The sequence below is a fragment of the Saccharothrix tamanrassetensis genome (genome assembly GCF_014203665.1).
Taxonomy (GTDB): Bacteria; Actinomycetota; Actinomycetes; order Mycobacteriales; family Pseudonocardiaceae; genus Actinosynnema; species Actinosynnema tamanrassetense.
This window is the reverse complement of the sequence record NZ_JACHJN010000010.1, coordinates 173,154-199,436: the sequence shown is the minus strand read 5'-3', so window position 1 is coordinate 199,436 and position 26,283 is coordinate 173,154. Positions and strand designations below refer to the sequence as shown.

Annotated in this window: 19 protein-coding genes and 1 pseudogene; 9 read left to right on the top strand and 11 right to left on the bottom strand. The window is 72.7% G+C overall.

The genetic code is table 11. The annotated features are described in order from the left end of the window. Positions 1–8: 8 nt before the first annotated feature. From FHS29_RS28610 to FHS29_RS28595, 5 genes and pseudogenes are all read right to left on the bottom strand, one after another. Complete coding sequence (locus FHS29_RS28610; protein WP_184695850.1) at positions 9–2,954, bottom strand: helix-turn-helix transcriptional regulator; 2,946 nt, start codon at positions 2,952–2,954, stop codon at positions 9–11. Positions 2,955–3,039: 85 nt separating this feature from the next. Continuing rightward, positions 3,040–3,249, bottom strand: coding sequence for a hypothetical protein (locus FHS29_RS28605; protein ID WP_184695848.1), 210 nt, complete (start codon positions 3,247–3,249; stop codon positions 3,040–3,042). After that, positions 3,246–4,820: a type 2 lanthipeptide synthetase LanM gene (gene lanM / locus FHS29_RS37855; protein ID WP_312865141.1), complete on the bottom strand. Its 1,575-nt coding sequence runs from the start codon at positions 4,818–4,820 to the stop codon at positions 3,246–3,248. Before lanM (FHS29_RS37855) ends, FHS29_RS28605 begins: the two co-directional genes overlap by 4 nt. Before the next feature lie 115 nt (positions 4,821–4,935). After that, positions 4,936–6,174: pseudogene (gene lanM, locus FHS29_RS37850) on the bottom strand (type 2 lanthipeptide synthetase LanM); the annotation flags it as partial. A 131-nt stretch (positions 6,175–6,305) separates the two neighbouring features. Further along, positions 6,306–6,869, bottom strand: a complete 564-nt coding sequence (locus tag FHS29_RS28595; protein WP_184695846.1) for a hypothetical protein — start codon at positions 6,867–6,869, stop codon at positions 6,306–6,308. Positions 6,870–6,934: 65 nt separating this feature from the next. On the opposite strand from FHS29_RS28595, the gene FHS29_RS28590 reads away from it, so the two are divergent. Beyond that, the gene (locus tag FHS29_RS28590; protein ID WP_184695844.1) at positions 6,935–7,465 is read left to right on the top strand and encodes an enoyl-CoA hydratase/isomerase family protein; all 531 of its coding nucleotides are present in this window, start codon (positions 6,935–6,937) and stop codon (positions 7,463–7,465) included. A gap of 115 nt (positions 7,466–7,580) precedes the next feature. On the opposite strand, the gene FHS29_RS37845 is transcribed toward FHS29_RS28590, so the two are convergent. After that, on the bottom strand, positions 7,581–8,081 hold the full coding sequence (locus FHS29_RS37845) for a MarR family winged helix-turn-helix transcriptional regulator (RefSeq protein ID WP_184695841.1): 501 nt from the start codon (positions 8,079–8,081) through the stop codon (positions 7,581–7,583). 48 nt (positions 8,082–8,129) lie between these two features. On the opposite strand from FHS29_RS37845, the gene FHS29_RS28580 reads away from it, so the two are divergent. Beyond that, complete coding sequence (locus FHS29_RS28580; protein ID WP_246440929.1) at positions 8,130–9,263, top strand: alkene reductase; 1,134 nt, start codon at positions 8,130–8,132, stop codon at positions 9,261–9,263. 69 nt (positions 9,264–9,332) lie between these two features. On the opposite strand, the gene FHS29_RS28575 is transcribed toward FHS29_RS28580, so the two are convergent. Continuing rightward, the gene (locus FHS29_RS28575) at positions 9,333–9,965 is read right to left on the bottom strand and encodes an LAVTG motif-containing sortase-dependent surface protein (protein WP_184695839.1); all 633 of its coding nucleotides are present in this window, start codon (positions 9,963–9,965) and stop codon (positions 9,333–9,335) included. Positions 9,966–10,535: 570 nt separating this feature from the next. Between FHS29_RS28575 and FHS29_RS28570 the strand changes: the two genes are divergently transcribed. The 3 genes from FHS29_RS28570 to FHS29_RS28560 are packed head-to-tail and all read left to right on the top strand — an operon-like array spanning position 10,536 to position 13,161. Further along, the gene (locus FHS29_RS28570) at positions 10,536–11,444 is read left to right on the top strand and encodes an amino acid ABC transporter permease (protein WP_184695837.1); all 909 of its coding nucleotides are present in this window, start codon (positions 10,536–10,538) and stop codon (positions 11,442–11,444) included. Then, positions 11,444–12,196, top strand: a complete 753-nt coding sequence (locus tag FHS29_RS28565; RefSeq protein ID WP_184696164.1) for an amino acid ABC transporter ATP-binding protein — start codon at positions 11,444–11,446, stop codon at positions 12,194–12,196. The genes FHS29_RS28570 and FHS29_RS28565 overlap by 1 nt, the downstream gene beginning before the upstream one ends. Before the next feature lie 11 nt (positions 12,197–12,207). Beyond that, complete coding sequence (locus FHS29_RS28560) at positions 12,208–13,161, top strand: ABC transporter substrate-binding protein (protein WP_184695835.1); 954 nt, start codon at positions 12,208–12,210, stop codon at positions 13,159–13,161. 286 nt (positions 13,162–13,447) lie between these two features. Here the strand turns inward: FHS29_RS28560 and FHS29_RS28555 are convergent, their stop codons facing one another. The 4 genes from FHS29_RS28555 to FHS29_RS28540 all read right to left on the bottom strand — a co-directional run bounded on the left by FHS29_RS28555 (position 13,448) and on the right by FHS29_RS28540 (position 19,874). Beyond that, positions 13,448–13,996 (bottom strand): snapalysin family zinc-dependent metalloprotease, encoded by a 549-nt coding sequence (locus FHS29_RS28555; protein WP_184695833.1) that lies wholly within the window; start codon positions 13,994–13,996, stop codon positions 13,448–13,450. 104 nt (positions 13,997–14,100) lie between these two features. Further along, positions 14,101–17,532 carry a TM0106 family RecB-like putative nuclease gene (locus FHS29_RS28550; RefSeq protein WP_221456752.1) on the bottom strand — a complete coding sequence of 1,144 codons (3,432 nt, stop codon included), beginning with the start codon at positions 17,530–17,532 and terminating at the stop codon, positions 14,101–14,103. Positions 17,533–17,613: 81 nt separating this feature from the next. Then, positions 17,614–18,756 (bottom strand): aKG-HExxH-type peptide beta-hydroxylase, encoded by a 1,143-nt coding sequence (locus tag FHS29_RS37840; protein WP_184695831.1) that lies wholly within the window; start codon positions 18,754–18,756, stop codon positions 17,614–17,616. Beyond that, entirely contained in the window at positions 18,753–19,874 is a 1,122-nt protein-coding gene (locus tag FHS29_RS28540; RefSeq protein ID WP_184695828.1) for an FxsB family cyclophane-forming radical SAM/SPASM peptide maturase, read from the bottom strand. Before FHS29_RS28540 ends, FHS29_RS37840 begins: the two co-directional genes overlap by 4 nt. Before the next feature lie 162 nt (positions 19,875–20,036). On the opposite strand from FHS29_RS28540, the gene fxsA reads away from it, so the two are divergent. The 4 genes from fxsA (at position 20,037) to FHS29_RS28520 (ending at position 26,153) form a co-directional block, all read left to right on the top strand. Further along, positions 20,037–20,204 (top strand): FxSxx-COOH cyclophane-containing RiPP peptide, encoded by a 168-nt coding sequence (gene fxsA / locus FHS29_RS28535; RefSeq protein ID WP_184695825.1) that lies wholly within the window; start codon positions 20,037–20,039, stop codon positions 20,202–20,204. A 64-nt stretch (positions 20,205–20,268) separates the two neighbouring features. After that, complete coding sequence (gene fxsT, locus FHS29_RS28530; RefSeq protein ID WP_184695823.1) at positions 20,269–23,970, top strand: FxSxx-COOH system tetratricopeptide repeat protein; 3,702 nt, start codon at positions 20,269–20,271, stop codon at positions 23,968–23,970. 19 nt (positions 23,971–23,989) lie between these two features. Then, complete coding sequence (locus FHS29_RS28525) at positions 23,990–24,952, top strand: hypothetical protein (RefSeq protein WP_184695821.1); 963 nt, start codon at positions 23,990–23,992, stop codon at positions 24,950–24,952. Positions 24,953–24,983: 31 nt separating this feature from the next. Beyond that, a complete protein-coding gene (locus FHS29_RS28520; RefSeq protein ID WP_184695819.1) occupies positions 24,984–26,153 on the top strand; it encodes a hypothetical protein in 1,170 nt (389 codons plus the stop codon). The last annotated feature ends 130 nt before the right edge of the window (positions 26,154–26,283 follow it).

The following is a 26,283-nucleotide window of genomic DNA, read 5'->3' as shown; positions in this document are numbered from 1 at the left end:
GACCAGTCCTAGCGAACGCGGGTGTCGTCCTGGTAGGGCCGGTCGGAGGGTCCGAGGTCGGCGGCCAGGCTGCTCAGCGACTCGCGGTCCGGTTGGGCGGTCTTGGTGATGAGGCTGGCCACGTGTTTCTCCACGGTGCGGGGGGAGATGTGCAGGCGGGTCGCGATGGCCTTGTTGCCCAGGCGGCGCGCCAGGAGCCTGAAGACTTCGAACTCCCGCACGGTGACGCCCAGCGCCCGCAGTTCGCGGGGCACCTGGTCGGAGCCGGTCCGGCGTTGCGGGATCGAGGCTCCCAGGCTCCTCAGCAGGCCCCGGCAGGCGCTGGCCACGGCGGTGCCCCCGGACTGGTGGAAGTACTCCTCGGCGGTGCGCAGCCAGCCGATGGGTTCGCCCCAACCGTCGGCCACCGCGGCTTCGGCCACCAGGCGCAGGCCCAGGTGCCGTGCCAGCGGGTAGATGGACGCGGCCTCGCGTGCTGTTCGGACCGCTGCCGCGGCTTCCGCTTCCCTGCCCTCCCGACCCAGCAGGACGGCTTGGGCGAACTGGCCGAAGACCCGGTTCCAGCGCATGCCTGCCGCTGCGGAGCGGGTGATGTCGTCGTACGCCGTGCGGTCCAGGGCTCCGGAGAGGACGCCCAGGAGCAGGCGCAGGCCGTGGGTGCCGGAGAGGTGGAACGTGGTGGGCGTTTCGGCTTCGTAGGCCATCGCCTTGGCGACGTCCTGGGCGGCCTGGTCGCGGTCCTCTTCGAGCAGGGCGCAGAACGCCCTGGCCAGACCGAAGCACAGTGGGCGTTCCTGGGAGCCGATGCCGCCCAAGGCGTGGAAATCGGCCACCGCACTGTCCACTTCGGACCGCTTGCCCTGGTGCGCGGCGGCGGTCGCCTGGGCCATCAGGACGTAGAGGGTCATGGACTTGAGCTGCAGGCGCCTGGTGCCTTCGCCGCAGCGGGCCAGCTTCTCCTCGGCGACGGCGTATTGGCCGCGCAGCACGGCGTCGAGGCCGAGGATCGCGTCGACGTTGTAGGCCACCGTGATCGCACCCACCCGCAGCGCCTCCTCGCGGGCTTCGGCCAGTTCGGTGGGCGAGCCGTCGGCCAGCCAGTCGATGCCCGCGAGGCGTACCACCGCGTACGTGCGCTGGATGGGCAGGTGGTGCTCCTCGGCGAGCTGCCGGGCCCTGGTGAAGTGGTCGACGGCCTCTCCCAGGTCCCGGTCGCGGGCCAGGATGCCGAGCAGCTGCCAGGCCTCGCAGCCCACTTCGGGCAGCGCTGCGCGGCGGGCGGCCTCGGCGGCTCGGCGGGCCAGCGCCTCGGCGGACGCGATCCGGTCCGGGCGCTGGGCCTCCAGGGTGAGGAACGCCGCCGTCGAGTCGACGCGGGCCGCGTGGGCGTCGTCGGGGGCCGGACCCAGGAGGGCGCGGGCTGCCTCGACCTGGGCCATGCCGTCCACCGAGCGGCCGGCCAGCCAGGCGACCCGGGCCAGGGCGGTGTGCAGTTCGGCTCGGCGGATGCGGGTTAGGCCGGCGGTGGCCAGTTCGGCCACGGCGTCGGTGAGGGCGAAGGCTCGTTCGAACTGCCCCGCTTCGCCGAGTGCGGGCAGCAGGGAGCCCAGTACGTCGGCTCGGATGCCCACGTCCACCTGGCTCGCCAGGAGGCGGTGCGCGTGGTCCAGCAGGCGGACCGCCGAGCCCGCCGCGCCGTCGGCCAGGGCGCGTCGGCCCGCTTCGGCCAGCAGGGCGCCCGCCTCGGCGGTCTGGCCCGCGTCCAGCCGCAGGGACGCGACCAGCGGGCACCACTCGCCGGGCAGGTCGGGGTGCAGCTTCCGGATGGCGTCGGCGGTCCGCCCGGAAACGTCGGCGCGGTGGGTCGGGGTCAGTTGCGCCAGCAGGGCCTCGGCGGTCAGCGGGTGGCGGAACGCGTACCAGTCGGGCACGGGTTCGTCCGGGGTCACCAGTTGCGCCGCCACGCCCGCGTGCAGGTGCGACAGCAGGGTCCGGTCGTCCATGCCGGTGACCTCGCGCAGCACGGAGAGCGGGAACCGGTGGCCCAGGACGGCGGCCACCGAGAGCAGTTCGCGGCCTTGCGGCCCCAGCCGGTCGGTGCGGTGGGCGATGGAGCGGACCAGGGCGGTCGGGACGTCGATGCGCAGTTCGCCCAACGCCTGCCAGCCGTCCGGGCCGCGCACCAGCAGGCCGCCGACGACCAGGCTGTGCAGCATCTCCTCCACCACGAACGGGATGCCGGCGCTGTCCGACCAGATGCGTGCGACGACCGCCTCGGGTACCTCGGCGACGCCGACCTCCAGGCAGGACGCGACCATCCGGCGCACCTGCCCCTCGTCCAACCGGCGCAGCTCCAGCAGGGTGCCCGCGTCCCGTTGCGCGGCGAGCCGGATCACGTCGAGGGTCGGACCCGGGTCGGCTCTGGTGGTGACCAGCAGCACGGCCGGTACCTGGTCCAGGTTGTCCACCAGGTAGTCGATCACGGCCAGGGTCTCCGCGTCGGAGTCGTGCAGGTCCTCCAGGACCAGCAGGCACGGGCGGGTGCGGCCGATGAGGGCCAGCAGGCGCAGCACGGCCTCGGCCAGCACGACGATCGAGTGCCCCGCCTGGGGCTCGGTGCCCCACTCGGGCACCAGGCGGCCCAGGACCGGCTGGTAGGGGCCCAGTTCCCGCAGGTCCGGGCCGTCGCCGCCGCGCAGCAGCGACATCAGGGCCTCGGCCAGCGGGCGGAACGGCACCATCGGCCCGATGGTCGAGCCGCGGCCTCGCAGCACCCGCAGGCCCCGGTCGAACGCCGCGCCAGCAGTCACCCTGGCCAGTCGGGTCTTGCCGATGCCCGGCTCGCCGACCAGGAACACGGCACGCCCGTGGTGGGCGGTGGCGTCGGCCAGGGCCTGGTCCAACACCCGGAGTTCGGCGTCGCGGCCGACCACGACCGGCGCGCGGGTCTGCATGGGTGCCGACCTTAGTCAAGCGCGCGCCGGACTGCCCGCACCCCCAGTCTGGGCGGGCAGTCCGGCCGGTCCCACGAAGGGGGTGTCACATGATCGTGGGCGCGCTCACCGAGGTGCTGTCGGCCAGGCCCGCGGCGACCACCGCGTACGCGCCGACGGCGAGGGTCAGACCGGCCAGCGCGCGGGCGCGCGCACCGGTCCTGGACTTGCGGGACAGCGCCATCTCCCCGGCGGGGTGGTCGCCGTCCTGGTCGTCGGGCCAGGTGCCGACCTCGTCGCGGTTGGCGTTGCTCATCGGGTTCTCTCCTCGCGAGGGTTGGGATTTGCAGGGGTTTCGAGCAGCAGCACGGACGGCACCCGCTCGGGGAGGCCCAGGCGCAGCAGGGCGTACCCGATGCCGGACAGCCCGGTGAGCAGCCCCGCCGACGGCACGCCACCGGGTGTGCCGCACCGCGCCCCGTACTGCTCCAGCGCACCGAGTACGAGACCGGCGCGCCGGGACAGCATTGCGGTCGCCAGGTCGTGCCCGCGTTCGGCGAGCACGGCCAGCGATTCCAGCACGCCGAGTTCACCATGGCACAGGCTGAGGTCGCGCAGCGGCTCGTGCACCGCCAGGGCGTTCAGGCACCGGTCGAGGTGCATGGTGTAGGTGTCGACCGGCTGGTCCGGGTGGGCGGAGTGGGCGAGGACCGCGCCGGACAGGCCGGAGCACCAGCTGTGGTCCGCCTCGCCCACGTCCAGCAGCCGTTGCCGCAGCGCGTGGTCCGCGCGCAGGTGGGCGCGCCCGGCGACGCCGTAGCGGTGGTCCTGACTGGCTCGCGCGTGGCGCAGCAGCGCCCAACCGACGCCCGCCCGGCCACGGGCGAAACCGTCGCCGGCCGGGTTCGCGGCGAGCAGCCGGTCGGCGTAGCGGCGGGCCAGCCGGCGGGCCGCCGGGAGACCGCTTTCCGTGTGCACGGCCAGCATCGCGGCCAGCCCGCCCGCCCAGCCCTCCACGAGGTTCGCCGGATCTTCACCGACCGCTTCGACGGCCGCCGCGATGTCGACGGCTTCCCGCAACCAACCCTGGATGTCGTCGTCACCGAGCAGGTTCGCCAGGCGTGCCAGCGCGTAGCAGATGCCGCCCAGTCCGTGGAACGCGCCGCTGCCCACGGCGACCGCCAGCTCGCCGTCGGCGGCGAACGACCGCAGCAGACCGGGCACCGGGGCGAGCGCGTCGCGGGCGAACTTGGTGTAGCGGGACGCCCCGGTCAACGCGCCGAGCTGAGCCAGGAACAGCGCGACGCCGGTGTAGCCGTTGGACAGGCCCGCGCCCATCCCGGCCACCGCCCAGTGCCGGTCGTCCACCAGCTCCAGCCCCACCCAGTTGACCCGCCGGCCGTCGACCGTCGCACGGGCCAGCACCTCGTCGGCGATGCCGCACGCCGCGACCAGCAGCCGCTGCGGGTCCGGCACGCCCGCCTCCAGCGGGGCCGGCACGGCGGCGCCGGTGCGGTGGTCCACCGGCCGGGGGCGGCTGGCCAGCGCGGCGCTGATCAGCCACTGCTGGTCGTGCCGGTCCACCTCGTCGAGCGCGGCGACCTTGGCCGCCACGGCGTCCAGGCCGGACACCGGCAGCAGGTCCGCGATCTTCTCGCCGCTCGCCGACCACACGTCCCGGCTGCCCGGTCGGGTGGTGAACAGCGGCACGTCGCCCGCCCACAGGTCGGTCAGCTCGTGCGGCACCAGGGCCCGCAGCACGTCCTCCGCGACGGACTCGTCCCACAGCAGGTCCAGCGCCAGATCGCGGTCCGGTGCGCCGCACAGCGCGTCCGGGTGCGTCGACTCGTCCAGCAGCGTCGCGTACAGCTGGGTCATCCGCGGCACGAACCGCACCGGCAGGTCGGCGAACCGGCTCAGCAGGCCCGTGGTCGCCGAGCAGCTCGTCGCGGTGGTCGTAGAGGGCGTCGTAGCCGGTGCGGAACCCGGCCAGCAGCGCGCCCTGGTAGTCGGCGGGCTCGGCCTCGGTCCCGTTCACGGTGGGCCGGTTGAGCGCGGGCGGCAGCGGGGCGGGCCGGCGCACCAGCCGCATCCGGTCGGTGCCGGGGTGCAGCCACGCCACGCCGTCCGCCGGGAACAGCTCGCCGTGGTCGCCGCCCATGCCGCCGATGTCCAGCGCGCCGTGCTCGCCGAGCAGCACGCGTGGCAGCACCGCCGTCCGGTGCACGGAGCGGGCCAGCGCCTTCACCGCCGGGTCGGACGGGATGCCGACGGTGGGGTGGAACAGCGTCTCGACGTCCACCAGCACCGGCTGGTCGCCGCACGCGATCAGGTTCTCGTAGTGCATGTCGGTGCCGTCGACCGCGTAGAGCAGGGCGATCAGCGCGCCCAGCCGGTGGTAGAACCGGCCGACGCCGGCCACGTCCGCGCACGGGGCGTGCGAGACGAACTCCAGCCAGCCGTGGGTCGGCCGGGACAGCGACCGGGGCACCCGCAGGCCCAGGTCCGTGTGGCCGTCGAACCAGACCAGCAGCTCGCCGAAGGCGGCGTGCAGGGCGACCGGGCGCGGCTTGTAGACGACCTTGCGGCCGTCCTCGAACGTCAGCACGGCCACCGAGCGGCCACGCTGGTGGGCGTCGCCCCGGCCGGTGTCGACGGTGACCACCGGGCCGGGGTCGCGGCCGTCCAGCAGCTCCCGCACGATCGCGGCACGATCCTGCGCGAGCCGGTCCAGCAGCTCCCGGTGCGCCTCCACGGCGTGCAGGCAGGTCTGCCCGAGCAGCCGGGCCAGCACCGGGTACTTGGCGAACAGCTCCGCCAGGTCCAGGTGGCCCACGAAGTGCGCGAACCGCTCCTGGGGCGTCTCGCCGTCCAGTTCGTGCGCCAGGCGCTTGAGGTTGAGCTCCAGCACCAGCGCGCGGGCGGCGATCCGGGCCAGCCGGTGCCCCAGGCGGCGGGCGAAGTCGTCGTCCAGCCGGGCGTCCTGCGCCTTGGCCGTGCGCACCAGGGGGCGCAGCGCGAACGCGAACGCCTCGTCCCAGTCGACGCCGCCGCGGAACTGAGCATGGGCCGCGGTCGCGGTGGCGCGTTCCACGAACGCGGCCCATGCCGGCCGCCCACGGGGGGCGACCAACTCGTGGGTGCTCCCGCGCACGCCGCTGTGCCACCAGGTGGCGGGGAGCCGGTCGACGGCGGACGGGATCACGTTGCACAACGTGTCACGTGACGAGTCCTCGCACATGGGGGGTGTGCCCCCAGATTTGCCCACTGTCCGCCGGGATGCGGAAACCGCAGGTGGACGGCAAGTGCCCGGCACCTCACGAGGACAGGTCCGGTGCTCGGCCCACGAGGTGTCGTCCGGGTCTGCGGCTACTACTTCTTGCAGTTCTCGGCCTGCGCCGCGGCGGTGGCGAACTCGTCGGGCAGGGAGACGACGGACATCTTCTCCACGGCCTCGTTCATCACGGACACGGCCTCGGTCATGTTCTGCATGACCGACGAGAACACGTCGGTGGTCATCTCGGGCGCGCCGTCCACGGTGGACTTGGCGGAGACGAACTTGTCCCGCGCCTTGGACAGCGGCTCGACGATCACCTCGATGGAGGCGTCCGCGGCGGCCACCGGGGCCGGGGTCAGCTCCTCCAGGTCGTGGACGGCGACGTTGAGCACGTCCACCACCCGGCCCAGGGCGTCGCTGATGGCCTTCTTCGCGGCGGCCGGGTCGGGCGGCGGCTGGTCGAACTGCACCCCGCCGGACGCGATCATGTAGTTGGCGACACCGCAGAAGTTGTTCATCCACCGCACGACCTCGGGCGACGACGCCTGGACCGTGACCGGTGCCGCCACCGGCCTGCCGGCGACCGGCGTCGCGCACCCGGCCGTCGCCAGCACCAACGCGATCACCGCGAACCGTTTCACCGACACTTTGTACCTCACGCGTCACCCGATAGTGGTCACGGACATGACAACCGGGCGACAAGTCGGCCACGATGGGCTACCTGATGCCGGTCACAGTTGAAGTCTCGAGTGGTGTCGCGGTCATCCGGGTGGACCAGCCGCCGATCACCGCGCTGGCGCGGGTGCGCGCGCTGCTGTCCGCGCTGGCCGACGTGGAGGCGCTGGTCCTGCACGGGTGCGAGCGCGCGACGGCGACGGCGGACCTGAAGGGCGTGGTCCGGGTCGCGCCCGCCGAGCGGCGGGCCCACCTCCGGGAGCTGCACGCCCTGCGGGACGAGCTGGCCGCCCTGCCGGTGCCCGTGGTGGCGGCGATCGGCGGTTGCGCGTTCGGCGACCTGGCGGAGCTGGCCATGGCGTGCGACCACCGGGTGCTGGCGGAGGGTGGGGAGCTGATCAGCGTGACCGGCGGGCAGGTGCTGATGGGGCGCCGGGTGACCGCCGCGGAGGCGTTGCGCACCGGGCTGGTGGACCAGGTGGTGGCGCCGGCCGCCGTGGTGTCGGCCGCGGTGGAGCTGGCGAACCAGTGCCGGTCGGCGCCGGCGGGTGGGAAGTCCTGTCGTACGGCGGTTCGGTGACGTGGCGGCGGGTGGGCGCGACGGGCGAGCCGGGGCGCGGTAGGGCGGGGCGCGGCGAGGTGGGGCGGGTAGGGCGCGGCAAGGCGGGGGGCAAGGCGGGCGTTGTGGCTCGGGGTCAGGCGTCGGGTGGTGTGGGCCGTCCGGTTCGGTTCAGCAGGTTGCACTCCAGCTGGGTGAGCGCGCGCAGGATGTCCGCGCGTTGCGTCGGGTCGCAGCCGTCCGTGGTGGCCTCTTCGAGCTCCTGCCAGATCCGTTCCACCTCGTGCCGCAAGGCCTGACTGGCAGCCGTCGGCTCGATGATGGTGGCGCGCCGGTCGGTCGGGTCGGGCACCCGGCGGACGAACCCGGCGCGCTCCAGCCGTTGGACGGTGCGGGCCATGGTGGCCGAGTCGGATTCCAGCACGCACACCAGGTCGGCTTGGCGCTGCGGGCCGTCGCAGTCCCACAGGTGCATCATCACCAGCTCCTGCCCGGGGTGCAGGCCCGCCCGGCGCAGCAGCCGGCCCGCGAGCATCCGGTGCAGTCGCGCGATGCGGAAGACGGCGTGGCTGATCGGCCCGCTCCGCGCCGTCGTCGGCACGGGCACGCTCGTCGGGTTCGCTGCCTGACCAGCCATGGGCGTTATTGTACGGCCGTACCAGCCGTGATCGGCATCACGAGTGGAATGATCCAGCGGGTTTACCTGTTCGGACAGGTGAACCCGCTGGAGGACACGATGACCACCGCCTTCGACCCGCTGGACCTCGCCGGCACCCGTCTGGCCAACCGCGTCGTGATGGCGCCGATGACCCGCAGCCGCGCTCACGGCACGATCCCCACGCCGGCGATGGCCGAGTACTACGCCCAACGGGCGTCCGCCGGCCTGATCATCACCGAGGGCACCCAGCCGTCCGTGGTGGGCCAGGGCTACCCGGACACACCCGGTCTGCACTCCGCCGAGCAGGTCCGGGCGTGGCGGCAGGTCACCGACGCCGTGCACGCCGCCGGCGGCGTGATCTTCGCGCAGGTGATGCACACCGGCCGCATCGGCCACCCGAGCCTCCTGCCCGACGACCTGCACCCGGTGGGCGTGTCGGCCGTGCGCGCGGACGGCCGGGTGTTCACCGGCGAGGGAATGCTCGACTTCGTGACGCCGGTCGAGCTGACACCGGCGGACATCGAGTCCACCATCGCCGACTTCGCCGCCGCCGCCCGCAACGCCGTGGACGCGGGCTTCGACGGCGTGGAACTGCACGGTGCGAACGGCTACCTGATCCACCAGTTCCTCGCACCGAACAGCAACCGGCGCACCGACGAGTGGGGCGGCTCCGTCGAAGGGCGCATCAGGTTCGCCGTGGAGGTGGTGAAGGCGGTCGCCGACGCCATCGGCGCACACCGCGTCGGCCTGCGCATCTCGCCGGCCAACGAGTACAACGACATCCGCGAGACCGACCACCGCGAGGTCTACCCGGCGCTGGTGGACGCCGTCGGACCGCTGGGGTTGGCCTACCTGCACATCGCCGAGCAGGACGACCGCGAACTCACCCTGGCGCTGCGCAAGCGCTTCACGTCCACGCTGATCCTGAACCCGTACACGCCGGACGGCGTCACCGGCCCGGCGGAACTGGACCTGATCGCGGACGGCACGGCGGACGCGATCGCGTTCGGTGCCATGTTCCTGGCCAACCCCGACCTGCCCGCACGTCTCGCCGCCAACGGTCCGTTCAACACGCCGGACCCGACGACGTTCTTCGGTGGCGACGAGCGCGGCTACACCGACTACCCGGCGTCGGATGAGGAGCTGCTGCCTGCGAAGTGAGGTGCGGAAGTGCCGCAGCCCCCGTCCACCGGACTGATGGACGGGGGCTGCGGCCGGTCTGGAGGAGGGTCAGGCCTTCGCGCGACGGCGCTGCACCAGCAGGACGGCCGCGCCGCCGCCGAGCAGGACCAGGCCGATCACCAGCGGGATGGCGATGCTCGCGCCGGTGTTGGCCAGGCCGCCTTCGGCCGGGACGGCGGCGGCGCTGGTGGTGGTCACCGTCGGGGCGACGTCGGAGGAGGACGGCGCGCTGCTGGGCGTGCTGGTCTCGGACGTCGGGCTGGTGGTCGTGGTCGTCGTGGTCTGGGACGACGAGGACGAGGAGGTCGGAACGCTCTCGACGCACGCGGGGACGTCCAGTTCACCGTTGTTGCCCTTGGTGAACGAGTAGGTGTCGCTGTCGGAAGCCTTCACGACGACCTTGAACGAGTGCGGCACGGTGGCGTCGCCGCCGTCGTACTGCCTGGAGTAGTCGGCGCCGAAGGTCCGCTGCTCCAGCTCCTTGCCGTCGACGGTGACCGTCAGCTGGTTGCCCTCGCTGGCGTAGGCGGTCAGGTCGACGTGCAGCACGGCCTTCTCGTCCACGCACTTGGCCCACACCGTCTTGTTGTGCGCCGAGGCGGGGAGGGTGGTGATCAGGCCGGTGGCCACGATGGCCGCCGCGACGCTGATGACCGCGCCGACGGTCCGTGCGAACTGCATGGGTACTCCTGGTGTGCAGGGATGCGGAAGGCCGTCACCCTATCGAGTGACAAGGGTCCTCTTGATCAAAAGCCCAGGCCGGCTGTTCGGGTGAAACCAGGCTGTTGTCGAACTGTGATCAGATGGGCACGGTGAGTTGCAGGACGGTCAGGCGGTGATCGACGCGTTCTGTGTTGGGAACGGGCCCGCTGTTCCCGCTGCGCGTCACTGGCCGTGCGGGTGGCGGGAGGCCTTGTCAACCGGCGATCCACGGTGGTTCAGCAGGTGGGCGCTCTTGTTCGGGAGCCGGCGAAGTGGCTACTTTGCCGCCAGTCGTGTGGACCAACCGCCGTTCACAGCCTGAAGAGGGAGAGTGCGATGGCCGTCCTCTGCTCCCGTAGGCACATCGACTTCGGCCGCGTCTCCAGCGCCATCTGTCGAAGCTCCTGACCTGACGGCGCCGCTTCGGCGCCGCAGTCCCGGTCCAGGAGCCGAGTGCACGTCACGTCCTCCGCTCCCGCCCCGTTCCCGCCGCGTCCCCCGGCCGCCTTCGCAACGGCCGGTATGGCGGGCTTCCCGAAGGACTCCACCATGAGCGTGTCCGCACAACCACGCCTGCGCGCACCCGACGACGGCGGCGACGACCTGTCGAAGCTCAGAGTCGTGCCCGCCCGCCACCCGTGGCGGTGGGTGGGCATCGTCGCCGTGCTCGTACTGCTGGCGCAGTTCGTCAACGGCCTGGCCACGAACCCCGGCTGGGACTGGCCGACGTTCGCCCGCTACTTCACCGCCGAGTCGATCCTGCGCGCGGTCGGCCTGACCCTGGAACTCACCGCATACGGCACCGCGATCGGCTTCGCGCTGGGCATCGTGCTGGCGCTGATGCGCTTGTCGCACAGCCGGTTCCTGTCCGGGGTGTCCTGGGCCTACATCTGGGCGTTCCGGTCCATCCCGCTGATCGTGCAGCTGCTGTTCTGGTTCAACATCTCGTACCTGTACCAGGAGCTGGACTTCGGGATCCCGTTCGGCCCGTCGTTCTTCGGCATCGACACCAAGGACCTGATCAGCCCGATGGGCGCGGCGGTGCTGGGGCTGGGGCTGCACCAGGCGGCGTACGCGGCCGAGATCGTGCGCTCCGGCATCATCTCGGTGGACCACGGGCAACTGGAAGCGGCGGCGGCCCTCGGCATCCCGAAGTCCCGCCAGCTGCGCAGGATCATCCTGCCGCAGGCGATGCGCTCGATCCTGCCGAACGCGGCCAACGAGGTCATCAGCCTGTTCAAGGGCACGTCGATCGTGTCCGTGGTGGCCATCGGCGAGCTGTTCTACCAGGTGCAGGTGATCTACGGGCGCAACGCGCGGGTGGTCGCGCTGCTCATGGTCGCGACCGTCTGGTACATCGTGCTGACCACCCTCCTGTCGATCGTGCAGCACTACGTGGAGAAGCACTACGCCAAGGGCGCGACGCGCGACAAGGGGGGCTGGAAGTGGGCGAGGTGATGGTGGACCTGCGGGGAATCCACAAGAGCTTCGGTACCAACGAAGTGCTGCGCGGGGTCGACCTGGAGGTGCGCGCCGGCGAGGTCGTGGTGATCCTCGGCCCGTCCGGCTCGGGCAAGTCGACCCTGCTGCGCACCATCAACCACCTGGAGAAGGTGGACCGGGGCTACGTGAGCATCGACGGCGACCTGGTCGGGTACCGGCGGGTGGGGGACAAGCTGCACGAGTTGCGCGAGCGGGAAGTCCTCAAGCAGCGCACGCACATCGGCTTCGTGTTCCAGAACTTCAACCTCTTCCCGCGCCTGACGGTGCTGGAGAACGTCGTGGAGGCCCCGATCTCGGCGCGCCGCAAGGCTGCTCCGGTGGCACGGGCGGAAGGGCGCGCCCTGCTGGCGCGGGTCGGCTTGGCGGACAAGGAGGACGCGTACCCGCGCCACCTGTCCGGAGGGCAGCAGCAGAGGGTGGCGATCGCCCGGGCGCTCGCGTTGGAACCCAAGGTGCTGCTGTTCGACGAGCCGACGTCCGCGCTGGACCCGGAACTGGTCGGCGAGGTGCTGGACGTGGTCAAAGACCTGGCCCGCAGCGGAACCACGATGGTCGTGGTGACGCACGAGGTCGGTTTCGCCCGCGAAGTCGCCGACACCGTGGTGTTCATGGACGGCGGCCTGGTGGTCGAACAGGGTCCGCCGGGCCAGGTGCTCGACGACCCGCAACACCCGCGCACCCGCGCGTTCCTGTCCAAAGTGCTCTGAGAGGAAGACCGTTGTCTCGTGGGAAGATCGCAGGTCTGGTCGCGGTGGTGGCGCTGGCCCTGGTGGCGTGCGGGGGCGCCGACGGCGCGGTGACCGAGGACAAGGTGGTGGCGGCCGGCAGGACCGTCAACCTGGGCCCGGAGCAGAACCGGGTGACCGCGGCGAAGGTGGACGCGATCGCGGCGAAGGTGCCGGAGGCGATCCGGGCCTCGGGGAAGCTGGTGATCGGCGGATCGTCGAACTCGGCTCCGCCGTTGCGCTTCTACGCCAGTGACGACAAGACGATCATCGGGGTGGAGACGGACGTCGCGGTGCTGATCGCCGGGGTGCTCGGGCTGGAGCCGCAGTTGGAGGTGACGTCCTGGGAGAACCTGTTCGTGAGCCTGGACAGCGGGGCGTACCCGTTGGGGCTGTCCAACATCACGGTGACCGAGGCCCGCAAGGAGAAGTACGACTTCGCCACCTACCGGTTGGACACGCTGGCGTTCGAGGCGCGCAAGGGTGGCACGTGGCGGGTGGCGAAGCCCGCGGACGTGGCGGGGAAGGTGATCGCGGTCGGGTCCGGGACGAACCAGGAGAAGATCCTGGTGGACTGGAGCCGGCAGAACCAGGAGGCCGGGCTGAAGGCCACGGACATCAAGTACTTCCAGAACGTCGCGGACTACTACCTGGCGCTGGAGTCGGGGCGCATCGACGCGTTCCTGGGGCCCAACCCCACTTCGGCCTACCACGTGGCGACGTCCGCGAAGACCGAGGTGATCGGGACCTTCTCGGGAGGTGGCGACCTGCAGGGGAAGATCGCCGCCACGACGAAGAAGGGGAGCGGGTTGGTCGAGCCGGTGGCGGAGGCGTTGGACCACCTGATCGCGAGCGGGAAGTACGGCGAGGTGCTGGATCGGTGGGGGTTGAAGGGTGAGGCGGTAGAGAAGTCGGAGATCAATCCGGCTGGGTTGCCGAAGTCTTGATGGGGTGTGGGTTGGGTGTGAGCCCCTGAAGGGGTGAAGGGCGAAAAGCGTCCTCGCCGGACACGCAGCGGGTGTGGGGTGTGCGCTTGCGCGCGGGCCGAGTGTGTGCGCTTGGGGTGGTGTGAGTGTGCAAAAGCAGGGCAGGTGGGAGGCCTGCCCTGCTCTTGCGATCCGGCCGTTTCGTCTACGGCCCCGGCCGCCGAGCGTCAGCCGTGACGGGAACGGGTCGGATCAGTGGGGGTGGTGAGGGGGAGTGCGATCCGTCGGCCACCACCTCCACCTGGGCTCAGCTCCTCACGTAGACGTCGGGGGCGCCTGCGGCGGAGGACTGGTAGCCGCCGGCGAAGAGCTGGTTCACCCGGTTCGCCTCCTGGGCGTTCGGGTACACGTTGCGGCAGGACGTGCCCGCGCTGCCGCCCGACATCAGGTAGGAGCAGATGCCGTTGTACGTGTCGGGCAGTCCCAGGCCGTGCCCGATCTCGTGTGCCACGATCCGCAGTGCGTAGTTGCCCGCCGCAACGTCGCGGTTGTCGATGTAGATCGTGGCGCACCCGCGCCCGCAGGGGTAGGCCCGGGAGCCGCCTCCGTTGGTCGCGGCGATCCGGATGGTGGCGCTGCCGCCGCGGACCAGCCGCAGGTTGGGCACCCTGGAGTTCCAGATCTGTGCGGCCTGGTCGGCTTCCGCCGAGTAGCCGGAGGCGCTGTAGTAGACGGTCCTGGCCAGTGCCGACGGCGCGGCGGGCGCCGCCGTTGCCGCACTGGTCAGGCTGGTTCCCACGAGGGCGAGGGAGGTGAGCAGCGCCCCGACAGCGAGGCGCAGGAACTTGCTGGTCACACGATCTCCTTCGGTGCAGGGTGGAAGGTTCTCGCGTTTATTCACATTAAGAGCTGGTGACCGGATGGCGTCATAGCTCTTGGGCATAGATGCCGTCGATGGCTCTAGCTGGCCTCCGCCGGCCAGGGGCGGGCGTCCTCCAGCAGGCCGATCATCCCGGACACCAGGCGCAGCTGGTCCACTCCGCGAATGTCCGCTTCGACCAGTCGCGGCGAACAGACGACGACCGCTGCGCCCTGCGCGCGGGACAGCGCCACGTTCAACCTGTTGCGGGACAGCAGGAAGTCCAGGCCGCGAGGCAGGTCCACGGCGGCGGAAGAGGTCATGGTGGTGATGACCACCGGGGCTTCCTGGCCCTGGAAGCGGTCCACGGTGCCGACTCGGACGTGTTCGCAGCCGACGCGTTCCAGTTCTCGCCGCACCAGACGGACCTGCATGTTGTACGGGGCGACCACGAGCATGTCGGAGTCGTCCAGCGGCCGTGCGTCGGAGCCGTCCGTCCACATGCGACCCATGAGTGAGCGGACGATGTCCACTACCGCCAACGCTTCTTCCAGCGAGCTGGTGGTGTTGTGGCGGTGTTCGACCTCTCGCACGTACACACCGGACCTGAGGCCGGAGATGCCGCGGGATGCGGTGCTGGGATGGGCGTGCAGGAGGCCGGCGTACGACAGCCGTGACACCGGCTCGCAGACGTCGGGGTGCATTCGTCGGGTCTGGTCGAGGAAGTAGCCGAGTCCGGGCGGGATCACGTCGGCGTCGCCGATGAGGTGCCCGAGGGCCGACGCGTCCGCGCCGGCCGGGTGCGTCCCCTGCACCACCTGGGGCAGCTGCTGGGGATCTCCCAGCAGGACGAGGTTCTTCGCGCACGTGGACACCGCGAGCGCGTCGGCCAGGGCGAACTGGCCGGCCTCGTCCACGATCAGCACGTCGAACGGCTGCTCGCGCAGTGCGGCGTTGGCGAAGGTCCAGGCGGTCCCGCCGACCAGGTGGCCGGCGCCCTGGTCGTTCCGCCAGCGGACCAGTGCCGGGTTGTCCCTCGGCTGCTCCCAGGTGCAGTCCTTCGCGGGAGTGCCCTTGGGTCGTTTGGCGGTCGGGATCGGCACGGCCAGTTCACGTCCGGCGGCCTGTGCCGCGCTGAGCACGTTCTCGACGGCCTTGTGGCTGTTCGACGTCACGCCGACGCTGCGACCGCCGCGCACGAGGTGCGCGATGAGCCGTCCCGCGAGGTAGGTCTTGCCCGCGCCGGGCGGTCCCTGGACGGCCAGCGTGGACCCGTTCAAGGCGTCCACTGCCGCGATCACGTCGGCGATGAGGTCGTCACCGTGCGGCAACGAGCCGCGCACCCGTGGCGGGGTCCGCCGCACGAGGTCGACGCCGGGGTGCGCGGGCAGGTCCGGTAGCGAGTCGACGACGAGGCGTGCCAGTTCGTAGACGGCCTCGTCCTTGGGCGACGGCCGTACCGGGCTGCCGGGCAGGACGGCCACCGGGCGGTCGCCGTCGACCTCGTCCGGCGACACGCTCTCGACCAGGACGATGTCCTCGGCCGACTCGCCCACCACGACGGCGTCCCGGGTCCGGTTCGGGGTGCCGGGGTACAGCAGTCGGACCTGCTCGTTCGGGGTGAACGGGTGCGGTCGGTCCGGGTCGCAGCGGACCCGCACCTCGCGCTTCGCCTTGCGCACCCGGCCGGACGGCATCGTCCAGTCCTCCGCCCGGACCGAGACCGGCACGGTGCAGGCGCTGTCCGCCTCCAGCTCCGACAGGGGCGCGGCCACCTGGCGGAAGAAGTCCCACCAGGCCGGGTTGGTCTCGCGGCGGTGGTAGCCGACGGCCGCCGCGAGGAGGGCTCGCGCGCGTTGGTCGGGGGTGAAGTCGGCGGGGTTGTCGGGCAGGCCTTCGAGCAGCGGGTCGACCACCGCGGCCATCCGCTCGGCGCGCTCGGCCCGGCGCTGGGCGGCCATCTCGTCGTCGATCTCGTCCACGAACGACTTCTCGGGGACGTGGGGCTCGATCCCGGCCTCGGCCCTCACTTCCAGCAGGAACCGGTAGAGGCGGCGCGTGGAGACGCAGTCGTAGGCGTTGTAGTCCGCGATGCCGTCGAGCACTTCCTCGGCGCGCGCCACGTCGTCGAGTTCGTTGAGGGTCAGGAACTCCTCGTACGCCTCGATGCTCGACACGGCGTTCGTCACGTCGCCGTCGCGCGTCGAAGGCATGTAGAGCGGCTCGAGGTACTTGATCGAGTAGGAGCGCTGTGAAACCCGCAGCGCCTTGCGCACCACGGCGTACAGGTCCACCAACGCGCCGGACCGCAGCAGGTGGTCGACGGCCTCCTCACGTGTCCCGTGCAGCGCCGCGAGCCGCTTGAGCGCACTGACCTCGTAAGGCGCGTAGTGGTAGACGTGCGCGCCGGGGTGCTCCTGGAGCCGCTGCGTGGCGAAGTCCACGAAACGCTCGAACGCGGCTTTCTCCTGCGGCCGGGTGTGCGCCCAGAACGGTGTGAACTCCTCCTCCGGGGTGACGACGCCGAACAGGTACTCCAAGCCTTCACCGGCCAGCGCGAACGGGTCGCCCTCCATGTCGAAGAACAGGTCGCCGGGGCTCGGCGCGGGCAACTCGGCCAGCGCCTCGGGCGCGACGACCTCGTAGGCGACCTTGCCGATCGGGTCGTCGGTCGTCCGGGAGTCGTCCTGGATGACCTGGAGGGCCGCCTGCGCCCGCAGTCCGGTGAACGTCGCGGCGGACATGGTCGCCGGCCGGTCCTCGCGAGTGGCGTTGGCGAGCGCGTCGATCGTGCCGAGCCCGGCGGCGACCAGCTTGCGCCGCTGGTCCGCGCGGATGCCGGCGACCAGCGAGAGGTCCCGGTCGCGGTCCCGGCCGCTCGCGCAGTGCCGGGAGAACCGGCAGGTCGCGCACGCGGGCCGTTCGTCGTCCCACAGCCGCTCCGGCAGCGTCACCGATCCGGTTCGCTCGTGCAGCCGCTGTTCGAGACTGCGCACCAGCGGCAGGAAGTCGGCGACCCGGAACGTGCGGACGCTGTCGTCGCCCAGCAGCAGGTGCATCCCCGGCCCGGCGTCCGACCCCAGCGCGTTCGCGTACGCGGTCAGCTGCACGACGGCCGCCGGGGTCGCGTGCCGGGCGAGCTTGGCGTCGTGCGGCTCGTAGCCGTGCTCGCCGCGGACCAGGAAGTCGGCCCGGCCCTGGAACCCGTCGGCGTAGAAGACGCCCTGGTAGACGACCGGCGCACCGGCCCGGATCGCGGCCCGGGTCTGCGCTGCGGCCTCGCTCAGCGCTTCGTGCGTCGGCGCCGGCTGGGCGATCTCGACCACGTCGCAGCGCGCCTTGAACCGCTCCAGCACCGCCTGCTCGTGCGCGATCCCGTGCTTGGCCGCCAACACGTCACGCCGGTCGTCCGGCTGCGGGGCGCCGGGCAGCCCCAGCGCCGAAGCCAACGCCAGCCGGCTGCGGTGCCCGCACTCCAACAGGTCCACCAAATCCGCCGGGGAGTGCACCAGTCGGCCGTCGGCGGTGAGCATGGCGCGCAGTATCGCGGCCGAACAGCCCAGTCCCGTGGACCACGCCCGGCGCGTCGCGGGAGTGTCGGGTCGGACACCCGGTCAGCCGTGCTCGGCGACCCGCGCCTGCCAGCGTGAGCGGTGGGCGGCGGCCTCGGCGGTGGCCCGGTCGAGCGCCGCCGGGTGCACCGGCTCGGCGCACCACTGCCGCAGCACGCAAGCCATCCCGGTCACGAAGGTGTGGCCGGTGGGGGTGAGCCTCCCGCTGGTGAGCAGGGTCTCGGCGGCGCTCAGCGCGGCGGAGCGCCAGCGGGCGTACTCGGTCTGCGCGGCCACGCCCGGCCGGGTGCGCCAGAACGCGGCCACGCCCAGGTGCGCGTAGGTGCCGTGCAGCAGGCCGGCGAGGGGCCTGGGGTCCTCGCGCCACGGCGCGTAGAAGACCTCCCGCCGATCGGGCACCAGCAGCGGGAACAGGTCCATCAGGGCCACCAGCTTGGTGTGCTGGGCCTCGTGCGTCAGGGTGACCGCGATGGTCTCCGCGTCCGGGGCCGGCGACAGGAACACGCAGCCGAACGCGTCCGCGACCGTCGCGCTGGTCGTGCCCGAACGCGACTCGGGCATCGGTGTCAGCACGGTGATCAGTTCGGCGAACTCCTCGGCCATCGCCGGGTGGTCACGCGCCAGCAGGTCCCACGCACCGACCAGCGCCGGCCGCCACCGCGCCAGGTCCACCTCGGCGGCGACGGCCAGACCGGACGGCACGCCACCACCCGCCCACACGTCGAGCTGCACCACGTGCGGACCCAGCGCCACCTCGGGCAACGGCTCGTAGGCCAGCGTGCGCGGGTCGGCGACACCCAGGGACGGCAGCGAGAACACCTCGGCCGGCGGGAAGTCGACGCGGGGTTCGATCCCGGCGCGGATGGCCGCCGCCGCCGCGACGAAAGCCAGCTCGGCGGGGCAGGCGGGCGAACCGCGGTGCAGGGCCAGCGCGGTGCGGGTGGCCCACGCACCCACCGACGGGTGGTCCAGCACCCGGGCCACGGCCTCCGGCGACGCGCGGTCGGCGTCCACCAGCAGCCGGTACGCCGGACGTGCCGCCGGTGCCGCCGCGATCATGCGGACCAGCAACGACGTCCGGCTGCGCCGCGCCAACCGCAGGGCGCGGACGGCCCGCGGCCCGCCCCCACCCCGGGACAGGGCGGTGAAATCCTCGGCGGACAGCCGCCACGGCCGAACCGTCACGCCAGCGCCGCCAGGTCCGCCGCCACGCGGTCGCGGATGTGGGTGATCAGCCGGTACAGGTCGGGGCAGTACACCGAGGGGTGGTCGAACCCGTCGGCCGCGAAGCGGTGGGCGCGCAGGCCGCCGCCGCACGCCGACACCACCGCGCACGACCGGCAGGTCGCCGACAGCCCGGCCAGGCCCGATTGTGCGGCAACGACTTCCGGCGAGACCGACACCCGGTCGAAGTCGTCGCGGGCCACGTGCAACCCGGTGAACGCGGCGGCGGGGGAGGAGGACGCCAGGATGTCCGACGCGGAGATGGCGCCGTCGGTCTCCACCACCACCTGCGCGGTCGGTGTCAACCCGACGCCTTCCACGCGGGATCGGCCGCCCAGCACCACGTTCAGCAACTCCTCGAACAGCCGCACCCGTGTTTCCGGTCGGACATACCAGCGGTCGAACAACGCGATCAGCCAATCCGCGTAGGGCGTGTCCGATGAACCGCTGATCCGGTCTTGTGGCGGTGTGGACCAGTTCCCGTGCGGCAGCAGGAAATCGATGACGGGCGGCGCGAATTCCAGCAGCGACTCGTAGACCCGGAACGGATCGGTCCGCACGTCCACGACGCACAGCAGGCCGCCGTAAACCGAGCGGAACTCGCCCGCCAGCAACCGCAACGCCGAGCGCACGGCCGCCCAGCTGCCGGTTCCGTCGGGGCGGACGCGGTGCCGGTCGTGGGCTTCCGGGTCGCCGTCCACGCTCACGCCGACCCGCACGTCCAGCGCCGCGAGCAGGTCCAGGAAATCGCGGTCGAGCAGCGTTCCGTTGGTCTGCACGGAGAAGCGCACCCGGGCGGGCACCGCGGACCGGAACCGGCGCACCAGCGACTTCACCGGGGCACGTCCGAAGAGCAGCGGTTCACCGCCGTGCAGCACGACTTCCACCTCGGAGAGCCGGTGCGCGCGCACGTGCTCCGCCACCCGTTCGGCGGTGCGCGCGACCACTTCCGGCGACATCGCGCGCGGTCGGGAACGCCAGCCCTGGTCGGCGAGTTCGTAGACGTAGCAGTAGTCGCAGGCGAGGTTGCAGCGGCTGTGCACCTTCACCACGAACTGGCGGAACGGCCGCGCTTCCATGCACCCCCCGATCCATCAGCCCCCGAACAAACCAAACACATCGCGCCGGCCGCGACTTCCGCCAATCGGAGGATTCCCCGCATTGCCCGTTGCCGCGCACTAGGATGGGGTTGTGCGCACTGCGGACAACCCCGCAGCTTTGCGGTGAGGGGGTATGGCGTGATGGCTGAGGAACCCGTCCTGGAGTCCGAGCTCCTCGACGTCACGGGGATCGACCTGGCCCGGCTGGCCGAGCTGCCGGACACCGCGCTGCGCGCCGCCCTGCACCGGATCCTGGCCGAGAACGCCGAGATGCCCAACCGGTTCGCGGCCTTCGAGAGTTCCCTGTAGCCGCCGTCCGAGTGGGGGGACGATCGCCGCGGTTCCCTTCCACACCGCCGATCTGGAGCAGTCGATGAGCAGCCCTGCGGTCCACGGCCACACCGGTGTGACGGCGTTCCTGTCCGCGACCGGCGGCACCGGGCGCACCAGCGCGGTGGCGAACCTCGCCTGGGTGCTGTCCGCTGCGGGCCAACGGGTGCTGGTGGTGGACTGGGGCTCGGAGGTGCCGCGCGTGCGCGAGTACCTGGAGCCGTTCCTGGTGTCCCGCCAGGCTTTGCCGGACGCGCTGGGCCGCGCGCTGCTCGCCGCCTACCTCGCCGACCCGGCCCGCGAGGAGGACCCGCCGCCGGTCGTGGAGCGGTTCGCGCTGCCCGTGCCGGACGCGGTCGGCCACATCGACGTGGTGGCCGCGATGCCGACCGACGCGGCGGGCCGGCCGCGCCCCGAGTCCCGGCACGGGGACGCGGGCGCGATCGCCGAGCTGCGGGCGCGGCTGGCCGAGTCGGAGTACGACCAGGTGCTGATCGACGCGCCCACCGGGATGGCGGACGAGTCGCTGACGCTGATCGCCACGCTGTGCGAGCTGGCCGTGGTGTGCTTCCGGCCGCGCCCGAGGGCGATCGCGGACGCCGCGGAGCTGGCCGCACAGGTGCGCAAGCGCGCGCCGATCCGGATCGACGTGGTGCCGGTGGCCACGCTGTTCGACGACGCCGAGCAGTCCCGCGCGCAGCGCATCCGCTCGCAGATCCACGCCGCGTTCGCGGAACTGCTCGCCGGGCAGGCGAAGCGCGTGCCGGACGGCGGCACGGTGGAGATCCCGTACCGGCCGTTCGACGCCTTCGACCCGCTGCTGGCGATCCTCGCCGAGGAACCCAGCGGCGGCGGCGGTCTGGAGGCCCAGTACGGCCGGCTCGCGGCGGCGGTCAGCGGTGGCACGGTCGGCGTGTGCGCGCCCGTCCCGCCCCTGCTGCGCGCCCGCTACCGGCGGGTGTTCGGCCTGGACGCCGCCGCCGACCCGGACCGGGTGGCGATCGTCTACGCGCCGCACGACCGTGCCTGGGCCGACTGGGTGCGCGGCCAGCTGGAGCGCGCGGGCGCGCAGGTCGTGCCGCCGGCCGAGGTCGCGAGCGGGGACGGTTTCGGCGTGGTGGTGCTGGTGTCGTCGCACCTGGGCGAGGTCGAGCCGCCGCCGGGCGGCACCGTGCTGCGGCTGCTGCTGGAGGAGGGCGACGCGGGCGGCCTGTCGGTGCACGAGCACCTGCCGGAGACGCTGAGCGCCAAGCTGCTCGGTCACTTCGGCCTGATCGACCGGCCCGGCACCGCGCACGACGCGCCGATGCGCATCCCCGGTTCGGACCCGGTGGTGTTCCGGCTGCCGCCGCGCCACCAGGCGTTCGTCGGGCGGGACGCGGACATCGAGGCGCTGCGCGACGAGCTGACCGACGCGGGCGACGAGCGCGCGGTGGTGACGCTCAACGGCGAGCCCGGCGTGGGCAAGAGCGAGCTGGCCCTGGAGTACGCGTACCGGTTCTCCGCCGACTACGACGCCGTGTGGTGGCTGTCCGCCCAGGACCGGCAGTCCCTGCAGGTGGGGCTGGCGGAGCTGGCCGTGCGGCTGCGGCTGCCCGGCTCCACCGACTTCGGCTCGCTGAGCGTGCTGGACCGGCTGGCCACCGACCCGTCCTACGCGCGGTTCCTGCTCGTCTACGACAACGCCGACGACCTGGACGCGATCGCCGACCTCCTGCCGCCGGGCACCACCGGCCACGTGCTGATCACCTCGAACGCCGCCGCCGCGCCGTCGGTCGAGCTGGTGCCGATGGTCGCGGCGGACAGCGTGGCGCTGCTGCTGGACCGGGTGCGCGGGCTGGGTGTCGAGGACGCCCGGCGGGTCGCGGCGGAGGTGCGGCACCTGCCGCTCGCGCTGGACCTGGCCGGCTCCTGGCTCGCCGAGGCGGTGCGGGTCGAGCGCGGCGCGGGCTCCTCGGACGCGGATTCCGCCGCGTGGGCGGTGCGCACGTTCTTCGACCGGCTGGCCCGGTCCGAAGCGGACGGTGTCGACCGGGTGGTCGACGTGGTGACCGGGTCGCTGCGGGAGAACGGGATCGGCCGGGTCTGCGTGCTGCTCGCCCGGCTGTGCGCGTTCCTGTCCCCGCAGGGCGTGGCGCTCGGCCTGGTGCGCTCGCCCGCGTTCCTGGACCGGCTGGTCGCCGTCGGCGGGGTGGACGCCGCGCCGCTGGAGCTGGACGCGGGCGAGGTCGACCGGGTGCTGTGGGCCGGCGCGCGGCACGGGCTGTTCCGCGTCGACTGGGGCGACCAGTACTCGCTGCGGCTGCACCGGGTCGTGCAGCGGGCGCTGCGCGCCGGGATGGCGCCCGCCGAACGGGAAGCCCGGCAGGCCGACGTGCTGGCCGCGCTCGCCGCCTACGCGCCGACCGAGGTGGAGGACAAGTCCGAGACCCGGCGGGTCCGGTTCCAGGAGCTGCAGCAGCACGTGTTCCCGTCCGGCGCGGTGCGCAGCGGCGACCCGAAGGTGCGCCGCTGGCTGGTCAACCAGGTGCGGTTCCTGTTCACCGACGGCGGCGCGGGCGTGCGCCGGGCCGCCCTGGAGCCCGGCCGCGAGCTGCTGGAGTCGTGGACCCACCGGTTCGGCGCGGACGACCCGCTGCGCAACCGGCTCGCCGCCCAGCTGGCCAACGTGCACCGGGTGCTCGGCGAAGCGGCCGAGGCGCTGCGGCTGGACGACCTGGCACTGGCCCGGCAGCGCCGCGCGCTCGACCTCACCCACCCGCAGCCGCTGATCACCGCGCGCGGCCGGGGCGGCGACCTGCGCGGCCTCGGCCTGTTCACCGAGGCGCTGGTGGAGGACCAGGCCACCTGGGAGGGCCTGCGGTCGGTGCTCGGCGAGGACCACCCGGACACCCGGCGCGCGGCCAACAACCTGGCGGCGTCGATGTTCCTGTCCGGGGACGCGGCGGGCGCGCTGGCGCTGGAGGAGGACAACTTCCGCCGGCGCAAGCGGCTGTTCGGCGAACGCGACGAGTTCACCTGGGTCACGCTCGCCCAGATCGGGCTCTACCAGCGCGAGCTCGGCCGCTACCCGGAGGCGCTGGAAGCGCTGCTCGGGGCGTCGCAGAAGCTGCAGAGCCTGCGGCCGGAGCTGAACCGGACGCAGATCGGCGTGTACTGGAACTACGCCATCGCGCTGCGGCTGGCCGGCCGGACGCGGGCGGCGAAGGAACGCACCGGCAAGGCGTTGCGGGACTACCGCGAGGTCATCGGGCCCGACCACCCGTACACGCTGGGCTGCGCGCTGAGCTTCGCCGCCGACCACCGGCGGGTGGGCGGCGACCCGGAGCTGGCCGTGGAGCTGGCGCGCACCGCGCTGACCGGGTTCCAGGGGCTGGAGGGCATCCTGGAGCACCACCCGTTCATCGCGCTGTGCCGGTTGGGGCTGGGCTTGGCGCTGCGCGCGGCCGGCGACCACACCGGAGCGGTCGACTGCGTCGCGGTGGCCGCGGAGACCCTCCGGACGCGGCTGGGCGACACGCACCCGTGGACGCTGGCCGCCGCCGTCGACGAGGCGCGGGTCCGCGCGGCGGCGGGCGAGACCGACCGGGCGGCGGTGCTGATCGCCGAGGCGCACGCCGACTGCGTCGAGTTCCTGGGCACCGACCACCCGCACACCGCCGTGGCCGCGCACAACCTGCGCATCGCGGCGCACCCGGCCGAGCAGGACTGGCGGGAGTGCGATGTCGACATCCCGCACACCTGAGCGCGCAGGAGGGAGCAGCGTGGAGCTGTACGAGGAGGAGGCCGAGCACTTGGGCCCCGAGTTCGACACCACCCGGCACGCCTGCCGCGCGGCGATCGTGAAGAGCCCCGCGCTGCACTACCTCGCGCACTACAGCAACGGGGTGTTCGACTTCGGCGTGGACGCGCTGGGCGAGCCGCCGACCGCGCCCGACGCGCTGCCCGGCGGCACCCGGCGCGAGGAGCTCAAGCGGCTGGGCCGGCACCTGACGTTCCAGGCCACCGCCCTGGACCGGGCGCTGCAGGAGGCGCGCACCGGCCGGCTGATCCGGACCGTGCTGCACACCGAGGAAGGCGCGCTGTTCTGCGACTCCGTGGTGCCCACCGAGCACGTCGTCGGCCTGGTGCTCGACCACGCGGGCGCGGGCCCGCTGTTCGGCCACCCGGCGGTGGACGAGGCCGACCGGGCGGTGGCGGAACTGGCCACCGCGCTGCGCGCCGACCTGAGCCTGGGCTCGCTCAACCCCGGCGGCTGGGCCACCTTCGGCGCTCCCCGGCCACTGACCGGCACGGAGCCGGGCGAGCCGCACGTGACGGTCGCGGTGGGCGCGCCGGCGTCGTGCGCGGACGCCGTGCGGGCGCAGGACCTGCACCTGGTGGCGCACGTGGCGGGTGGCGAGGTGCAGACCATGGCCGACCGGTTCGACGACCCCGCGCTGGGACCGTTCTTCAAGCAGATCACGGTGGACGCGCGGCGGCGGTTCTACCTCGGGTTCGCGCGCGAGCTGGGCGGGCTGGCCACCCGGCTCAACCGGGCGGTGCGGCCGGTGGTCGGCGGGCTGCTGGTGCGGGCGGTGCTGGACGTGGAGATGGGCGCGATCTACTACTACCGGCTCGGACCCGGGGAATACGTCGTCGGGGTGACCATCGACCAGTCGCGGGTCGGCGAGGCGGATGATCGAATGTCCGCTTTGGCCGCACGGCTCACTCCATTCGGGCCTTGATACCGGTACGGCGGTTACCTACCGTGGAATGGTGACGCCTGCTGTCCGTTCGGTCGCCCTGTTGGCCGCCCTCGGTGTGGGCTGGTTCGTAGCCGCGCAATGGGGGCTCCGGGGCGTCGACGAATCCGCGGCGTATGGATTCTTCATCACCGCACTGCTCGGCTTCGGCCTCTATGCGAGTACGAGCGGGATCGAAATCGCCGAATTCCGCAGGCAGTTCCGGACCGTGGTGATAGCGGTCACCCTCGGTGTGCTGGCGAAGGTCGTGCTGATCTTCGGTGTGATGTACCTGGTGTACCGCGAGCCGTGGCACCTGATCCTGGCGGTGGCGGTGGCGCAGATCGACCCGCTGTCGGTGGCGGCGATGCGGGCCAAGTCGCGGATGTCGGCGTCGGCGAAGGCGCTGCTGTCGGCGTGGGCGTCGTTCGACGACCCGATCACCGTGCTGCTGACGGTCTACATCACGTCGTTCGCGTTGCAGGGCGGGGCGGTCGGCGGGTTCGGGGCGTTCTCGGTCAACTTCCTGCTGAACCTCGCGCTGGCCGGCGGGGCGTTCGTGGTGTGGCGGGTGGTCCGGCGCCACGTCGCCGGCGACCGGGGCCGGCTCGGGCGGGTGCTGGTGCGGACCGCGCTGGTGCTCGCGGTGCTGGCCGTCGGGTTCGTCGCGGTGCAGTTCTCGCTGCTGCTGGCGCTGGCGTTGATCGGGCTGTTCTTCCGGCCGGACCTCGGGCGGTGCGTGGACGGGCTGGCCGAGGTCGGGTTGTTCGCCGCCACGGTGGCCGTGGGGCTGGTCCTGGCGGCGGAGTTCTCGTGGGCCCTGGCCGTGGTGGGCGCGCTGCTCGGGGCCGCGGCGTTCCTGTCGCAGGGAGTGGTGGCCCTGGTGCTGACGGTGCCCCGGCGGTGGCGCGGGGACCGGGTGCGACTGTGCCTGGGGCAGCAGAACGGGCTGACGGCGATCATCCTGGCCCTGCTGCTGGAGCCGAAGTTCCCCGGCGCGATCGCCGTGGTGGCTCCGGCGGTCGTGGTGGTGAACCTGCTGCACGCCCTGGCCAACGGCGCCTACGACCGGTTGCAGCCGCCAGGGGTGCGGGTCGGCGGGCTCGCCGCGGCCGGCAAGCCGTCGGTGCCGGTGTCGAGCAGGCCGCGGGTGCCGGCTCCGTTGGCGCCCGCCGCGTTCCGGCGGGTGGAGCGGGCTCGGTAGCCGGTCGCCGGTCGCCGCGACCCCCGGCCGCAACGCCCGACAGCGGACTTCGTCGCCATCCCCGCCGGCACGCCCCTGGGAGCGACCTCGCTGTCCTGTGAGCGAACCTCGGCAGCGAACCCCACCGGCG

Coding starts and splice junctions, on each gene's coding strand:
- FHS29_RS28605 (WP_184695848.1), bottom strand. CDS start 3,249: ATGAGCAACGCCAACCGCGACGAGGTCGGCACCTGGCCCGACGACCAG.
- FHS29_RS37845 (WP_184695841.1), bottom strand. CDS start 8,081: ATGGCTGGTCAGGCAGCGAACCCGACGAGCGTGCCCGTGCCGACGACG.
- fxsA (WP_184695825.1), top strand. CDS start 20,037: ATGGCTGAGGAACCCGTCCTGGAGTCCGAGCTCCTCGACGTCACGGGG.
- FHS29_RS28580 (WP_246440929.1), top strand. CDS start 8,130: ATGATCCAGCGGGTTTACCTGTTCGGACAGGTGAACCCGCTGGAGGAC.
- FHS29_RS28540 (WP_184695828.1), bottom strand. CDS start 19,874: ATGGAAGCGCGGCCGTTCCGCCAGTTCGTGGTGAAGGTGCACAGCCGC.
- FHS29_RS28575 (WP_184695839.1), bottom strand. CDS start 9,965: ATGCAGTTCGCACGGACCGTCGGCGCGGTCATCAGCGTCGCGGCGGCC.
- FHS29_RS28565 (WP_184696164.1), top strand. CDS start 11,444: ATGGTGGACCTGCGGGGAATCCACAAGAGCTTCGGTACCAACGAAGTG.
- FHS29_RS28590 (WP_184695844.1), top strand. CDS start 6,935: ATGCCGGTCACAGTTGAAGTCTCGAGTGGTGTCGCGGTCATCCGGGTG.
- fxsT (WP_184695823.1), top strand. CDS start 20,269: ATGAGCAGCCCTGCGGTCCACGGCCACACCGGTGTGACGGCGTTCCTG.
- FHS29_RS28610 (WP_184695850.1), bottom strand. CDS start 2,954: ATGCAGACCCGCGCGCCGGTCGTGGTCGGCCGCGACGCCGAACTCCGG.
- FHS29_RS28570 (WP_184695837.1), top strand. CDS start 10,536: ATGAGCGTGTCCGCACAACCACGCCTGCGCGCACCCGACGACGGCGGC.
- FHS29_RS28550 (WP_221456752.1), bottom strand. CDS start 17,532: ATGCTCACCGCCGACGGCCGACTGGTGCACTCCCCGGCGGATTTGGTG.